We start from the raw sequence: 14,763 nt of genomic DNA, 5'->3' as shown, positions 1-14,763 counted from the left end.
CGGCACCCGGCAATCGGGCGCCGCGCCGCACGATGCGCGGCCCCGGCGGTTACGTCGTCAGCGCGGTCTGCAGACGCTCGAGCTTGCCGCGCAACGACCCGTCGATGACGACGTCACCGGTGTCGATCACCGCGCCGCCGATCAATGCAGGATCGACCGCCGTCTCGACCTCGACCTCGCGGCCGAAGCGGCGGCGGATCGCAGTCTTGAGGCGCTCGATCTCGTCGGCCTGGAGCACCTGCGCGGACGTGATGCGTGCCCGCACGATTCCTTCGGCCTCGGCGCGCTGATGCTCGAACAGGTTCGCGATCTCGGGCAGCAGCTCGAGGCGCTGGTTGTCGGCGAGCAGCGAGAAGAAGCGCACCAGCGCCTCGTCCGCGCCGTTCGGCGCAAGCAGTGCCACCGCATCCGCCGGGGCGAGCTGCGGGTGCGAGAGCACCGGCTGCACCTGCGGATCGGATGCGATGCGCGCGGCGAGGCCGAGCGCATTCGACCACTGGGCCGTTTGGCCGGCTTCGCGGGCATGCGCGAAGGCGGCACGGGCGTACGGACGGGCGAGGGTCAGAGCCTGGCTCATCGCTTAGATCTCGGCCGCCAGTTCGTCGAGCAGCGTGCGGTGCGCGTTCGGGTCGATCTCACGGCGCAGCAGCTTCTCGGCGCCTGCAACCGCGAGCATCGAAACCTGGCGACGCAGGTCCTCACGGGCGCGGTTCGTGGCCGCGGCGATCTCGGCTTCGGCCAGTTCCTTCGCGCGGTTCGCTTCGCCAAGCGCGTCGTTGCGCGCCTGCTCGATGATCTGGTTCGCGCGCTGGTGCGCCTGATCGATGATTTCGTTGGCCTTGCCACGCGCCTCGCGCAGCGCCGCGTCGGCGTTCTGCTGGGCGTCGGCAAGGGCCTTCTGGCTGTTGTCCGCCGCGGCCAGGCCTTCGGCGATCTTCCGCTGGCGCTCTTCGATCGCGCTGAGCAGCGGCGGCCAGATCTTGGTCGCGATGATCCAGATGAGGCCGGCAAAGGCCAACGCCTGGGCAATGAGAGTAAGGCCGATGTTCATGGGTAACGCTCTGCCGTGTGGAGTGGTCCGGGGCGCCGCCGTGGCGGACGCCCTTCCGGAAGTCGCGGACCGGCGAACGCCGGCCCGCGTCGACCACGCGCGATCAGCCGACCAGGCGGCTCGTGAACTCGCCAATCAGCGGGTTCGCGAACGCGAGCAGCAGCGCGACGGCGACCGTGATGATGAACGCCGCGTCGATCAGGCCGGCCGTGATGAACATGCGGACCTGCAGGACCGGGATCAGCTCCGGCTGACGGGCGGCGGACTCGAGGAACTTGCCAGCCATGATCGCCAGACCGATACCGGCGCCCAGTGCGGCCAGACCGACCATGATGCCGACGGCCAGAACGGTGTAAGCCTGGACTTGCGCGAGGTTGGCGAGGATGGTTTCCATGGTTTTCTCCGAAACGTGCTTTTGGTGGTTTAACGAGGAGGGTGGAACTGGGAACTGGCACCCGGACTCCGGCACTGCCGGCGCCCGCGAACGATCAGTGCGCGTCTTCCGAGAGGCTCAGGTAGACGATCGAGAGCATCATGAAGATGAAAGCCTGCAGCGGGATCACCAGCAGGTGGAACAGCATCCAGCCGAGGCCGAACAGGCCGCCGGCCAGCGCGCCGAGCAGGCTCGCGCCGCCGAGCACCCAGATCAGCAGGAAGACGATTTCGCCGCCGAACATGTTGCCGAACAGTCGCATCGCGAGCGAAATCGGCTTGCTGAGCCACTCGACGATGTTGAGGATCAGGTTGAACGGCAGCATCCACTTGCCGAACGGCGCCGTCAGGAACTCCTTCGTGAAACCGCCGAGCCCCTTCGAGCGCAGCGCGAAGAACAGCATCAGGAAGAACACGCTGATCGACATGCCGAGCGTCGCGTTGACGTCGGCGGTCGGGACCGGCTTCCAGTAGTGCACGCCGAGCGCTTCGAGCGGCATCGCGATGAAGTCCGCCGGGATCATCTTCAGCAGGTTCATCAGCAGGATCCAGAAGAACAGCGTGATCGCGATCGGCGTCACGAGCTTGCTGGAACCGTGGTAGGTGTCCTTCGCCTGCTGGTCGACGAACTCGAGGCAGATTTCGACGAACGCCTGCCACTTACCGGGCACGCCGGCGGTCGCCCGGCGCGTCGCCATCCAGAACGCGAACACCATGATCAGACCCATGAGCACCGCGGTCACCAGCGTGTCCACGTGCAGCGTCCAGAAACCGCCTTCCTGCACCTGGAACGTGAGGTTCTTCAGGTGGTGCTGGATATAGCCGGTCGGGGTCAGTTCTGCTTCGGCCGCCATAGGTCAGAGATCCGCAATTAGATGAGTTCAAATCAGCGGCGCAATGCCACTGCGCCCTGGCCCAACAGCGCGGCGACCGCGCCCACGAGCACCGGGAGCGGCGCCAGGCGCCAGACCCCGAAACACAGCACCAACGCCAGCAACACCACCGCCCACCGCACCAGCACGCCCATGAACCAGCGCGAAAGCACCACACCCGCAGGCTGGACACCGCCGCGGTAGCTGAGCCACGCTGCCGCGGCATGTGCCACCACGATGGCCATCCCGCCTGCCGCCGCCGCGAGCGCGTAGGCTGCGTCGAGCACGAGCAGGGCCACCGCAACCAGCGCCGTCGCGCCGGCTTGCCAGACGATCGCGCGCGACGCCAGCCGGCGGCCTGCGGTCATCGGATCGTGCACGCAGGTCTCGTCGGTCTGGGGGAGTGGGCGAAGCGCCCGGTCAAGCCGCAAAAGTATAGAGCGCGGGCCTCACAGCGGCAACCGTGCGGGTTGCCTCCGGCGCACGCGGGCCCGGGGCGCCATCGCCGGCGGCTATGGGAACGGACGGGAGAATCGATTGGACGGCCGCCGCCGGTGGCTGGTTAATGCGAGACGTTCGCATTTTCGAGGCTGCCCCGATGCGCAAGACCCTGTCCTTCGCCGCCGTGCATTTCTGCGTGGCCTTTCTGGTTGGCTACCTCATGACGGGCAGCGTGCTCGTTGGCGGTGCGCTCGCGCTGATCGAGCCCGCGTTCAACACGGTCGCGTTCCATTTCCATGAGAAGGCGTGGCAGCGCTTCGCGCGCGGCACGGTGCCTGCGGTCGACACGGAGAGCGTGCGCCCGACCTGGGTTGCGGCCTGACGCACGATGGGCCGCGGAGACAGCGGCACAGCACGCGCGCCCGCGAGCAATGCGTGCACGCAGGCCGCAGCACATCCTGCGCGCTCGCCCATGCAGCAACTAAGCAATGCAGCATGATGACCACAGCGCCGGCGACTTGAATTGGTCCGCATGAGGCAGCGCGCCCAACGGGGGCGCGCAACGTACGGCGGCTTACTTCTTCTTCGGCAGATACAAGTCGGTGATCGTGCCGTCGAACACCTCGGCGGCCATTGCGATCGACTCACTCAGCGTCGGATGCGGATGGATGGTATGGCCGATGTCCGCGACCTCGCAGCCCATCTCGATCGCAAGTCCCACCTCGGCAATGAGATCGCCGGCATGCACGCCGACGATGCCGCCGCCGATCACGCGGTGCGTGGCTTCGTCGAATACGAGCTTCGTGAAGCCTTCGGTGCGACCGATGCCGATGGCTCGCCCGCTCGCAGCCCACGGGAACTTGCCGACGCCGACCTTGAGGCCTTTCGCCTTCGCCTCGGTTTCGGTGACGCCAACCCACGCGATTTCCGGGTCGGTGTAGGCGACTGACGGGATCACGCGCGCGACCCATTCCTTCTTCTCGCCGGCCGCGACCTCGGCCGCGAGCTTGCCTTCGTGCGTGGCCTTGTGCGCGAGCATCGGCTGGCCGACGAGATCGCCGATCGCGAAGATGTGCGGCACGTTCGTGCGCATCTGGCGATCAACCGGAATGAAGCCGCGGTCGGAGACCTGCACGCCCGCCTTGTCCGCGTCGATCTTCGCGCCGTTCGGCGCGCGACCCACCGCGACGAGCACGCGATCGAACAGTTGCGCCTCGATCGCGGCCGGCTTGCCCTCTTCGGCGTTCTCGAAGGAGACCATGAGGCCCTTCTTCTGCGCGTCGACCTTCGCGGCCTTCGTGCGCAGGTACACGGCAACGCCCTGCTTCTTGAGGCGATCGGCGAGCGGCTTGATGAGGTCGGGATCGGCGCCGGGCATGAGCTGGTCCATGAACTCGACGACAGTCACCTCGCTGCCGAGCGCGCGGTACACGGTGGCCATCTCGAGGCCGATGATGCCGCCGCCGACGACGAGCAGCTTCTTCGGCACCTCGGCGAGCTCGAGCGCGTCGGTCGAGTCCATCACGCGCGGGTCGTCCCACGGGAACGCGGGCAGCTTCACTGGCTGCGAGCCGGCGGCGATGATGCAGTGCTCGAAGCGGATGAGCGTGGTGCCGCCGGCGCCCTGCACTTCAAGCTCGTTCGGCGACAGGAAGCGGCCTTCGCCTTCGACGACGCGCACCTTGCGCTGCTTCGCCATGCCCGCCAAGCCCTTGGTGAGCTGGCCGACGACTTTTTCCTTGTAGCTGCGCAGCGCGTCAAGCGCGATCTTCGGCGCGCCGAAGTCGATGCCGTAGTCCTTCGCGTGCGCGGCCTCGTCGATCACCGCTGCCGCGTGCAGCAGCGCCTTCGACGGGATGCAGCCGACGTTGAGGCACACGCCGCCGAGCGCGGCGTAGCGCTCGACGAGCACGGTGTCGAGGCCGAGATCGGCAGCACGGAACGCGGCGGTGTAACCGCCCGGACCCGCGCCGAGCACGAGCATGCGGCATTCGACATCAGGCGTGCGGCCGCTCGCCGGTGCGGCGTTCGGCGCGGGCGCTTTATCCGATGCCGGGGACTGCGGCGTGGCCGCCTGCGACGCCGGCGCGTCGCTCGCGGGCGCTGCGCCGTACGACGGGCCCGGATGCTGCGATGCCGGCGGGGCCGGCGTTGCTGCGGGCTTCGCCGATGCCGATGCCGATGCCGACGGCGCGCTCGCGCCTGCCCCGCCCGCAGGCGCGGCTTCCGCACCCTCGGCTTCGATTACGGCGATCACGCTGCCTTCGGACACCTCGTCGCCGACCTTAATGCGCAGCTCGGTGACGACGCCCGCGGCCGATGCGGGCACTTCCATCGTCGCCTTGTCCGATTCGAGCGTCGCCAGCCCCTGGTCGACCGCCACCGTGTCGCCGACTGCGACCAGCAGCTCGATCACGGGCACGTTGTCGTAGCCGCCGATATCGGGGACTTTCAGTTCGATCCGCTGCGTCATTGCCTGCCTCTCCTCGGTCGGCGCCGCGTCATCGCGCGTCGCCCGGTTGCGTGTCTTGATGCGTGTCTTGATTGAGGTCTTCGGTCGGCGGGTTCTCGAGCTGCAGGCGCACATCGTCCTGCGCATCGTTGGACGCGAGCTCTGCGCGCTCGCGGTGCCCGAGCTGGGCATCGGGCGCCGGCTCGGCGACGTGCGGCACCGGCTTGACCTGCTCGGTCTTCTCGCCACGCCACGCGGCCAGCGCCGCCTCGCCCTCGTGACCGAACAGGCTGCGGATGTGCAGGTCCTGCTGCGGGAACGGGATTTCGATGCCGTACTTGTTCAGCGCCGTATCGAGCGCCCACAGGTAAGCAGCATTCACGGCCGACGGGCGCTTGGTCGCCTCGGCATTGAGCCAGACCACGAGTTCGAAGTTCAGGCTGCTGTCGCCGAACTCGACCAGCCAGACCTGCGGCCGCCGCGGGCCATCGAGCGCGAGCGTAAACGGCACCTCGGCGGCCGCTTCCAGCGCCGCTTTCTTCACCACTTCTTTGTCGCTGCCGTAGGCGACGCCGAACTTGACGCGCAGTCGCCGCGACACTTCACGGTGCGTCCAGTTCACGACGCGCCCGCTTACGAACTCGGAGTTCGGCACGAGGATGTCGATGTTGTCGTTCGTGACGATCGTGGTCGCGCGGATCTTGATGTCGCGCACTTCGCCGTACACGCCCGACTCGAGTTCGACGAAATCGCCGACTTTCAGCGAGCGGTCGAACAGCAGGATCAGGCCGGAGATGAAGTTGCTGAAGATCGCCTGCAGGCCGAAGCCGAGACCGACGCCGAGCGCGCCCGCGAACACGCTGAACTTGCCGATCGGCACGCCCGCGACGTCGAGCGCGACAAAGACCGCGATCGCGATGACGAGGTAGTGCAGCACACGCGAGAGCAGGTACAGCGATGCGCGGTTGACGTGCTGGTGGCTGTCGCCGTAGCGCGTGAGCATGCGCTGCAGCACGCGCGAGGCGAACCAGGCGATCGCAATGACGACGAGCGCGGCAATGATGCCGCCGACCGTGATGTTGAGCCCGGCGACGTTGACGATCCGGAAATCGAGCAGCGCGCCGACTGAGTCGAGCCCGCGGTCGGCCGCGGCGCCGGCGGCGTCGCGCATGCCCCGGCCGGTCTGCGCCACGCTCATGCGCGCGCCTCCGTGTCGGAAGAGCACGGGCCGCACCACACGGCCCGACCGCCGCAGCGGCCGGGTGAGACTGGAATCAGAACGCGGCGCGCCATCCGGTTACAGCAGGCTGCGACGCAGGTCGGCGAGCAGCTGCGCGAGGTACGCGGTGAAACGCGCGGCCGCGGCGCCGTCGATGACGCGGTGGTCGTAGCTCAGCGACAGCGGCAGGACCAGGCGCGGCGCGAACTGCGTGCCGTCCCACACCGGCTTCATCGCCGACTTCGACACGCCGAGGATCGCGACTTCCGGCGCGTTGACGATCGGCGTGAAGCTCGTGCCGCCAATGCCGCCGAGCGAGCTGATCGAGAAGCACCCGCCCTGCATGTCGGCCGGGCCGAGCTTGCCGTCGCGCGCCTTCTTCGCAAGCTCGGACGTCTCCTGCGCTATCTGCATCACGCCCTTCTTGTCGACGTCGCGGATCACCGGGACGACGAGGCCGTTTGGCGTGTCGGCCGCGAAGCCGATGTGGAAGTACTTCTTGAGCACCAGCGTCTCGCCGGTGGCGTCGAGCGAGGCGTTGAACGTCGGGAACTTCTTCAGCGCCGCGACGCTCGCCTTCATGAGGAACGCGAGCATCGTGAGCTTGACCGCGTCCTTGTTCTTCGCGTTTTCATCGTTGAGCGCGACGCGCAGCGCTTCGAGCTCGGTGATGTCCGCGTCGTCGTGCTGGGTGACGTGCGGGATCATGGCCCAGTTGCGCGCGAGGTTTGCGCCGGAGATCTTCTGGATGCGGGTCAGCTCGCGCGTTTCGATCTCGCCGAACTTCGAAAAATCCACCTTCGGCCACGGCAACAGGTTGAGCCCGTTGCCGCCGCCTGCGGGCGCCGCGCCGGCCGATGCTGCCGCACCGCCGCCGGTCTTCATCACGCCCTTGACGAACTTCTGCACGTCCTCGCGCGAAATGCGGCCGCCGCGCTCGCTGCCCGTCACTTTCGACAGGTCGACGCCGAGCTCGCGTGCGAACAGGCGCACGGCCGGGCTCGCGTACGGCACCTTGTCGGGCAGCAGCTCGTCGGCGGTGAACGCGACCGGCGGCGTGCGCGGCTCGGCCGTGCCCTCGCCCGCTGCGGCGCCGCTTGCGGCGCCGGCAACCGTGTTGCGCTGGATGGACTGCTCGGTCAGTGCGTTCGGTTGCGCGGACACGACGACCGCATCGGTGCGCACGTCGGGCTCGTTCGCGGGGACCGGGCCGGCCACTGCGTCCGGCACGGGCTGCGCCGCTGGGGTTTTCGATGCGTTCGGCGCGGGCTGCGCGCGCTCGGGCTCGCCCTGTGACGCACCGGCTTCGGCCGGCTCGATCAGTGCGACAACGCTGCCTTCGGCGAGCTCATCGCCGATCTTGACCTTGATCTCGCGAACCACGCCGGCGAACGGCGCAGGCACTTCCATCGTGGCCTTGTCAGATTCGAGCGTGACCAGGCCCTGGTCCGCCGCAACGGTGTCGCCGACTGCGACGAGCAACTCGATCACCGGCACGCCGTCGTAATTCCCGATGTCGGGAACGCGTGCTTCCTTCCACTCCGCCATGTCCGGCCCCGCGCTGCACGAAAGAACCTATTGTGGCCCCCGCGCGTGAACGCGCCAACCTCGCGCGGCGTGCCGGATGCGGGCTTTGGAGTATCGAAGGCGTGCCGGACGCCTGCTCGAACGCTGAATACGAATGCAGCACGGTGTGCGATGCGGGCCGTGCGCGGGCGTACGTCATGCCGCTGCCGCGGTCGACGCGGCCCAACTGAAATCCGGAACGGCGACGCGCACTTGCAGCACGCGCCCCGCGTGCCATCCGCGGACACGCCTGTTTAGCGCGGTGAGCGCATCGTGTAGGACGCGTGTTTTCAGTGTCGACGTCGCTGAATTTCGATCGACCACCCCAAGAACGGTTCATCCGCGCGCCGCCAGCATCCGCCCTGCCTTCGCAACGAAGGCGCACGGACCACAATACGAGGAGGGCCATTCATGACCCCAGTCCATCATTCGCTGCTTGCCCTTGCAGGTGCGCTCGCCCTGATCCCCGCCACCGTCGCGGCTCAGGACACCAATACCCCGAAGCGCGTGTCGATCACGGGCGGTTATGCGCTCGCCGAGCCGACGCGCAACCCGCAGATCGACGGCGCGCGTGTCGACGTCGACGGCGAAGGCACGCCGACGCTCGGCGTGACGTTCCATGCCACCGACAACATCGGCATTGAAGCCTGGGGCGCCGACAAGATCGGCCATCGCGTCCGCACGGGCTCCGGCAAGGCGGCCAGCGTGTCGGCGCAGCCGGTCGCACTGAGCGGCCAGTACCGCTTCGGCGAAGCCGGCCAGAAGGTGCGGCCGTTCGTCGGCCTGGGCGTGCATCAGACGAACTTCAATGAAGAGACCGCCACCGCAGGCGGCCCGTACGCGGGCCAGCGCATCGGCGTCGAAACCGTGACCGGGCCGATGGCGACCGCAGGCGTCGACGTCGACCTCGCCGAGAACTGGTTCGCGCGCGCCGACGTGCGCTACCTGCACGGCGACTCCGAGGTGAGCCTTGACGGCGCACCGGCCGGGGAAGTGAACCTCGAGCCGGTGGTCGTCGGTGTGGGCGTCGGCGTGCGGTTCTGACGCATCGCCTGCAACGCATGACAGGACGGGCCCCTCAGCGGGCCCGTTTTTTTGCGTCGGCATATTCACGGCGCAGCTGCCGCGACCGGGCGAGCATCGGGCGTCCGCCGTGGAGTGCATCCGTGACAACAAAGCTCGACAAACCGCTGCGCCGCGAGTTGGAGATCGACGATCGGGCTTACACGCTGACGATCGACGCGGACGGGCTGCGGCTCGTCGAAAAGGGCCGGCGCATCGGGCAAGCGCTGAAGTGGCGCGATCTCGTCAGCGGCGACGCGGCGCTCGCGGCGGGCCTTGCGGCGAGCCTGCAGGCCGCGGGCGAAGGGCGCTGAGCCGATGCCCGAAGGCCCCTCCCTCGTCCTGCTGCGCGAAGACACCGAGCGCTTCGTCGGCAGGCGCGTCATGCGCGTGGAAGGCAACAGCACCCAGGACATCCAGCGCCTGCGCGGCCGGACCGTGCGTGCGATCCGGACCTGGGGCAAGCACTACCTGATCCAGTTCGACGGCTTTGCGCTGCGCATCCACCTGCTGATGTTCGGCAGCTACCGCATCAACGAGCGCAAACCCAACAAGGCCGCACGGCTGAGCCTGGGCTTCAGCAAGGGCGAGGAGCTCAACCTCTACGCGTGCTCCGTGCGCTTCCTCGAAGGCGACCTCGACGAGCACTACGACTGGAGCGTCGACGTGATGGCCGATGCGTGGGATGCGAAGCAGGCGCGCCGCACGCTGCGCGCGCAGCCTGACACGCTCGTCGCCGATGTGTTGCTCGATCAAGACGTGTTCGCAGGCGTCGGCAACATCATCAAGAACGAAGTGCTGCACCGCATCCGCGTGCAGCCCGAGAGCACACTCGGGGCGCTGCCGCCGCGCAAGCTCGGCGAGCTCGTGACCCAGGCGCGCGAGTACAGCTTCGACTTCCTGGCGTGGAAGCGTGAGTACGTGCTCAAGAAGAACTGGCAGGTGCACGCGAAGCGCATCTGCCCGCGCGACGGAACCCCGCTGAGCTTCCGCAAGAGCCTCGGCGTCGCCGAGCGACGCGCGTTCTATTGCGAGACATGCCAACGGCTTTATCGCTGACGCCGGTCCATCAGGGGTGCTCGGCCTCGGCGAGCACGCGCTCGCGCCGCAGCAGGTACAGGCCGCTGGCGACGATGATCGCCGCCCCGAGCCAGGTCACCGCATCGGGCAGCACGCCCCACAGCGCGAGATCGAGCAGCACGCCCCAGACGAGCGCGGTGTATTCGAGCGGCGCGATCAGTGATGCCTCACCGCGCCGGAACGCCTCGGTGATCGCGTACTGCCCGAGCGCCCCGGCCACGCCAATGCCCGTGATCAGCCATGCGTGCTCGCCCTTCAGCGGCACCCATTGCGGCCACGCAAGCGCGCCGGCGCCGAGCGCAAGCAGCGTCATGAGCCAGACCACCATCGCCTGCGTGCTGTCGGTGCGAGCGAGCACGCGCACGGTGATCGCGCTGAGCGCATACATCGCGGCCGCGAGCAGCACCGCGACCGACGCGAGCGTGCCGAGGCCCTCGCCGCTCGGGCGCAGCAGCACGATCACGCCGAGCAGGCCGACCGCGATCGCCGTCCAGCGCCGCGGACCGACGCGCTCGCCGAGCATCGGCACCGACAGCGCCGTGATCAGCAGCGGCGCGACGAAGAAGATCGAGTACGCCGTCGACAGCGGCAGCGTGCGCAGCGCGTAGACGAACGTGGCCATCATCACCACGCCGAACGCACCGCGCAGCAGGTGCAACGGCCAACGCACGCGCAACAGCGGCCGCAGGCCCGTGGTCGCCGCGGCCCAGACGAGCACGAACGGCAGCGACGCCGCGCCGCGCAGCGCGGCGACCTGGAACGGCGGGTACTCGGTGCTCAGCACCTTGAGGCCGGCGTCCATGACCGAGAACAGCGCCACCGCCATGAGCATCGCGATGGCCGCCATGACCGCCGGCGTGCTGCGCGCGTGTGCCGTGGCCGCCCGGGCGGATCTGCGCATGGAAAGCTCCGGCATCGAAAGCGCGCAAGGCTGACGGCGCGGCGCGCAGGCATCAAGTGCGGCGTCGGGCGAGTGCGCGATTGAGCGACCACGCGTAGCCGGCCTGGTGCCCGAGCAGCAGGCCGCCGACCGCGAGCAGGCCCGCCTGCCGCGCGAGCCAGTCGACGGCGCCGGTATCGCCGGCATGCGCGAGCTGCCACAGGCCCATGGCGATGCGTGCGGCGAGCAGCACGGTCAGCCCGAGCACGAGCGGGCCGTTCGGCGTGTGGCGAAGGCCGGCCGGGTCGGGCTCCACGCGCGCGAGCCGCCAACCGAACAAACCGAGAACGACGCCGGCCAGCACGCCGCCGGACGCATACGCGAACGCGTGCGCGATCCACAGCCCGGCAAACGCCGCGCCGGCGAGGAACAGCGCCAGCGAGAGGCCCCACGACCAGAGATTGAGCCGTGCGCTCCACGGCCGCGAAAGGCGTTGCGCCCGGCCGCGCCGGTAGCGCTGCCACAGCCCGAGCGGAAGCAGCACGAGCCACAGGGCGACGAGCAGCGCAAAGCCTGCCGGAATCAGCAGCAGCGGCACCGTCGGCCCCCCGGGCCCGGGGTCAGGCCGCCTTCGACAGGCTCGCGGTGTCAATCACGAAGCGGTAGCGCACGTCGTTGCGCACCATGCGGTCGTAGGCCTCGTTGATCTGCTCGATATCGATGAGCTCGATGTCCGACGTGATGCCGTGCACCCCGCAGAAATCGAGCATCTCCTGCGTCTCGGCGATGCCGCCGATCAGCGAGCCCGCGAGCTTGCGGCGCTGCATGATCAGCGCGCCAGCCGCGACCGGCAGCGGCTGGTCCGGAATGCCGAGCAGCACCATCGTGCCGTTGAACTTGAGCAGCGTGAGATACGCGTTGTAGTCGTGCGGCGCCGATGCGGTGTCGAGGATGAGGTCGAAGCGACCGGCGTGCGACTTGAATACGCTGCCGTCGCGCGTGGCGAGGAAGTCGTGCGCGCCGAGGGCGAGCGCATCCTGCCGCTTGGATTCGGACGTGCTGAGCACCGTGACGCGCGCACCCATCGCGACCGCGAGCTTCACGCCCATGTGGCCGAGCCCGCCAAGGCCGACGACCGCTACTTCGCTGCCCTTGCCCACGCCGTACTGGCGCAGCGGCGAGTACGTGGTGATGCCTGCGCACAGCAGCGGCGCGGCGCCGTCAAGCGCGAGGCCTTCGGGGATCCGCAGTACGTAATCCTCGTGCACGGTGATCCGCGTCGAATAGCCGCCGTAGGTCGGCGCGCCACCGTCGCGCTCGCGCGAGTTGTAGGTGGCCGTCATGCCGAACGCGCAGTGCTGCTCGACGCCGGCACGGCACTGCGGGCATTCGCGACATGAATCTACGAAGCAGCCCACGCCAACGGTGTCGCCGACCTTGAACTTGCTGGCGCCCTCGCCGACCTGCGCGACGCGGCCGACGATCTCGTGGCCGGGCACCATCGGGAAGATCGCCCCGCCCCACTCGTCGCGCGCCTGGTGGACGTCGGAGTGGCACACGCCGCAGAACAGGATGTCGATCAGCACCTCGTTGGCGCGCGGCGCGCGGCGCTCGACCGAGAACGGCGCAAGGGGGGTGTCCGCACTGGTGGCGGCGTAGGCGGGGGTGGTGGGCATGGGCGACTCCGGGCGTCGGGGGACCGGACGAGTCTAGCCAGCGCGCGGGGCGCAGGCGTGAGCGCAGTGCAACGCTGCGTTACCCTTGCGGCCCGTTTTCAGACTGGAGTGCGCGATGCCTTCGTTCGACATCGTGTCCGAAGTGGACACGCACGAGCTCACCAACGCCGTCGACCAGGCCAACCGCGAGCTCGGCACGCGCTTCGACTTCAAGGGCGTCGACGCGACGTTCGAGCTCGACGAGAGCACGATCAAGCAGTCCGCGCCGAGCGACTTCCAGCTCAAGCAGATGACCGACATCCTGCGCGCGCGCCTGATCGCGCGTGGTATCGACGCGCGCTGCCTCGAGTTCGGCGACGTCGAGACGAACCTTGCCGGCGCGCGCCAGACGGTGACCGTGCAGCAGGGCATCGAACGCGAGCTTGCGAAGAAGATCCAGGCCGCGATGAAGGACGCCAAGCTCAAGGTCGACAGCCAGATCAACGGCGACAAGCTGCGCGTGAACGGCAAGAAGCGCGACGACCTGCAGGCCGCGATCGCGCTGCTGCGCGTCATGGAGTTCGAGCGCCCGCTGCAGTTCGAAAACTTCCGCGATTGATGCATCTGCGCCGCCAAATTGCGATGCCGGCAGGCGCGACGCGGTGAGCGCAGGGCTCGACCACGGCGCGCCTGACGCGCCCGAGATTGCGGCGACGCGCACGTGGCTCGAGCGCGCGGTGATCGGGCTCAACCTGTGCCCGTTTGCAAAGTCGGTGTACGTGAAGCGCCAGGTGCGCTTCGTGCTCACCGACGCCGTAACCACCGACGCGTTGCATGACGTGCTTGAGGCCGAGCTGCGGCTGCTGCACGCGACGCCGGCCGAGCAGATCGACACGACGCTGATTGTGCACCCGCACGTGCTGCAGGACTTCCTCGACTACAACGATTTCCTCGACGAGGCCGATGCGCTCATCGAGTCACTCGAGCTCGACGGCGAGATCCAGGTCGCGAGCTTCCACCCGGATTACCAGTTTGCCGGCACGGATTACGACGACGCCGGCAACTGCACGAACCGCACGCCGCACCCCACGCTGCACCTGCTGCGCGAGGCGAGCATCGACCGCGCGGTGGCGGTCTACCCCGATCCGGACGTGATCGTCGAGCGCAACCTCGAGACGATGGAAAAACTGGGGTTTACGGGGTACGCGAAGTTGCTCGAGTAGGTGCGGGACGGCGTGTAATCGGCGACCGGTAGCCCAGGAGCCTGGGTAAGGGAAGCGCACCGTGCCGCCGGGCGCAGGCGCGGGGGGAATGCCAACGCGCCGCCGCGCGCATCGTCATTCGATGGCCGCATTTGTTGGGCCCCGTAGCCCGGGTAAGCGAAGCTTACCCGGGCTACGCAAATCGGCCTTCGCCTGTGCTTTTGCTTTCCCTTGCTTTGGCTTTTCGCGGCAACCGTAGACCCAAAGGGCGGCGGCCATGGATGGCCGCCGTTTTCCGACCGAGCCACGATGGCGAGTCGGAAAATCGCGTCGTACGCACCCGTCTGCCATTGAGCCTTGTCGGGGAAGGCCGTTTCTTTTGGTTACTTTTCTTTGGGCCAGCAAAGAAAAGTGACCCGCCGCAAGGCGGAAGCTTGTGCTTTCCTGCGCACGGCTTCGAAGCCAGAGCTTTCGCGCTGGCGCGAGTTACTTTCTCTTGCTGGCCCAAGAGAAAGTAACCAAAGAGAAGGGCCGTTCCCCGACAAATCTCCCGCTGCGGCGTGGAGCGCGTGGCAGATTTTCCGACTCACCATCCTGGCTCGGTCGGAAAACGGCGGCCATCCATGGCCGCCGCCCTCCGGGTCTTCGATGGACCCGGCTAAAAGCACAAGCCAGCGGCAGGCCCGGTAGCCCGTGTAAGCGAAGCTCACCCGGGTGGCGACGCGCGTGGATCCCGGTTGCGCTTCGCTTACCCAGGCAACGCTGCAAGGCGGTCGCGCGGTGCAGGCCAGAGCGGGCCAGCTGCGGGCAGGCTTGATGTCGAAGGTCTGTATCGCCCCGGCCTCGCTGCC

The 14,763-nt window shown here is 68.2% G+C and carries 17 protein-coding genes; 6 read left to right on the top strand and 11 right to left on the bottom strand.

The genetic code is table 11. The features are described 5' to 3' along the window. Positions 1-49: 49 nt before the first annotated feature. From IE075_RS08420 to IE075_RS08400, 5 genes are all read right to left on the bottom strand, one after another. Positions 50-577 carry a F0F1 ATP synthase subunit delta gene (locus IE075_RS08420; protein ID WP_189455359.1) on the bottom strand — a complete coding sequence of 176 codons (528 nt, stop codon included), beginning with the start codon at positions 575-577 and terminating at the stop codon, positions 50-52. A 3-nt stretch (positions 578-580) separates the two neighbouring features. Further along, the gene (locus IE075_RS08415) at positions 581-1,051 is read right to left on the bottom strand and encodes a F0F1 ATP synthase subunit B (RefSeq protein ID WP_189455357.1); all 471 of its coding nucleotides are present in this window, start codon (positions 1,049-1,051) and stop codon (positions 581-583) included. 103 nt (positions 1,052-1,154) lie between these two features. After that, the gene (gene atpE, locus IE075_RS08410; RefSeq protein WP_189455355.1) at positions 1,155-1,445 is read right to left on the bottom strand and encodes a F0F1 ATP synthase subunit C; all 291 of its coding nucleotides are present in this window, start codon (positions 1,443-1,445) and stop codon (positions 1,155-1,157) included. A 94-nt stretch (positions 1,446-1,539) separates the two neighbouring features. Beyond that, positions 1,540-2,337, bottom strand: a complete 798-nt coding sequence (gene atpB / locus IE075_RS08405) for a F0F1 ATP synthase subunit A (protein ID WP_189455352.1) — start codon at positions 2,335-2,337, stop codon at positions 1,540-1,542. Positions 2,338-2,369: 32 nt separating this feature from the next. After that, on the bottom strand, positions 2,370-2,723 hold the full coding sequence (locus tag IE075_RS08400) for an ATP synthase subunit I (protein ID WP_189455350.1): 354 nt from the start codon (positions 2,721-2,723) through the stop codon (positions 2,370-2,372). 230 nt (positions 2,724-2,953) lie between these two features. Here IE075_RS08400 and IE075_RS08395 point away from each other — a divergent pair, with 230 nt between their 5' ends. Continuing rightward, positions 2,954-3,178: a DUF2061 domain-containing protein gene (locus tag IE075_RS08395; RefSeq protein ID WP_189455348.1), complete on the top strand. Its 225-nt coding sequence runs from the start codon at positions 2,954-2,956 to the stop codon at positions 3,176-3,178. Positions 3,179-3,370: 192 nt separating this feature from the next. On the opposite strand, the gene lpdA is transcribed toward IE075_RS08395, so the two are convergent. The 3 genes from lpdA to IE075_RS08380 all read right to left on the bottom strand — a co-directional run bounded on the left by lpdA (position 3,371) and on the right by IE075_RS08380 (position 8,015). Continuing rightward, positions 3,371-5,269: a dihydrolipoyl dehydrogenase gene (lpdA, locus tag IE075_RS08390; protein WP_189455346.1), complete on the bottom strand. Its 1,899-nt coding sequence runs from the start codon at positions 5,267-5,269 to the stop codon at positions 3,371-3,373. 28 nt (positions 5,270-5,297) lie between these two features. After that, positions 5,298-6,446, bottom strand: coding sequence for a mechanosensitive ion channel family protein (locus tag IE075_RS08385; RefSeq protein WP_229792414.1), 1,149 nt, complete (start codon positions 6,444-6,446; stop codon positions 5,298-5,300). A 99-nt stretch (positions 6,447-6,545) separates the two neighbouring features. After that, a complete protein-coding gene (locus IE075_RS08380) occupies positions 6,546-8,015 on the bottom strand; it encodes a dihydrolipoyllysine-residue acetyltransferase (protein ID WP_189455344.1) in 1,470 nt (489 codons plus the stop codon). Positions 8,016-8,444: 429 nt separating this feature from the next. Here IE075_RS08380 and IE075_RS08375 point away from each other — a divergent pair, with 429 nt between their 5' ends. The 3 genes from IE075_RS08375 to IE075_RS08365 all read left to right on the top strand — a co-directional run bounded on the left by IE075_RS08375 (position 8,445) and on the right by IE075_RS08365 (position 10,154). Beyond that, positions 8,445-9,077: an OmpW/AlkL family protein gene (locus tag IE075_RS08375; protein ID WP_189455342.1), complete on the top strand. Its 633-nt coding sequence runs from the start codon at positions 8,445-8,447 to the stop codon at positions 9,075-9,077. A gap of 122 nt (positions 9,078-9,199) precedes the next feature. Continuing rightward, positions 9,200-9,409: a hypothetical protein gene (locus tag IE075_RS08370; protein ID WP_189455340.1), complete on the top strand. Its 210-nt coding sequence runs from the start codon at positions 9,200-9,202 to the stop codon at positions 9,407-9,409. 4 nt (positions 9,410-9,413) lie between these two features. Further along, positions 9,414-10,154, top strand: coding sequence for a DNA-formamidopyrimidine glycosylase family protein (locus tag IE075_RS08365; RefSeq protein ID WP_189455338.1), 741 nt, complete (start codon positions 9,414-9,416; stop codon positions 10,152-10,154). Between the two features lie 10 nt (positions 10,155-10,164). Here IE075_RS08365 and IE075_RS08360 read toward each other — a convergent pair whose 3' ends face one another. From IE075_RS08360 to IE075_RS08350, 3 genes are all read right to left on the bottom strand, one after another. Further along, entirely contained in the window at positions 10,165-11,007 is an 843-nt protein-coding gene (locus tag IE075_RS08360) for a DMT family transporter (protein WP_189455851.1), read from the bottom strand. A 121-nt stretch (positions 11,008-11,128) separates the two neighbouring features. Continuing rightward, positions 11,129-11,653, bottom strand: a complete 525-nt coding sequence (locus IE075_RS08355) for a DUF1453 domain-containing protein (RefSeq protein ID WP_189455337.1) — start codon at positions 11,651-11,653, stop codon at positions 11,129-11,131. Positions 11,654-11,675: 22 nt separating this feature from the next. Next, positions 11,676-12,731, bottom strand: a complete 1,056-nt coding sequence (locus IE075_RS08350; RefSeq protein WP_189455334.1) for an NAD(P)-dependent alcohol dehydrogenase — start codon at positions 12,729-12,731, stop codon at positions 11,676-11,678. A 115-nt stretch (positions 12,732-12,846) separates the two neighbouring features. On the opposite strand from IE075_RS08350, the gene IE075_RS08345 reads away from it, so the two are divergent. Continuing rightward, entirely contained in the window at positions 12,847-13,329 is a 483-nt protein-coding gene (locus IE075_RS08345; protein WP_189455332.1) for a YajQ family cyclic di-GMP-binding protein, read from the top strand. 43 nt (positions 13,330-13,372) lie between these two features. Beyond that, positions 13,373-13,933 (top strand): DUF1415 domain-containing protein, encoded by a 561-nt coding sequence (locus IE075_RS08340; protein ID WP_189455330.1) that lies wholly within the window; start codon positions 13,373-13,375, stop codon positions 13,931-13,933. Positions 13,934-14,763: the final 830 nt, after the last annotated feature.

This window comes from Cognatilysobacter bugurensis, assembly GCF_014652095.1.
GTDB lineage: Bacteria > Pseudomonadota > Gammaproteobacteria > Xanthomonadales > Xanthomonadaceae > Cognatilysobacter > Cognatilysobacter bugurensis.
Note: the sequence above shows the minus strand (reverse complement) of the source record. Positions and strands in the feature narration are given on the sequence as shown.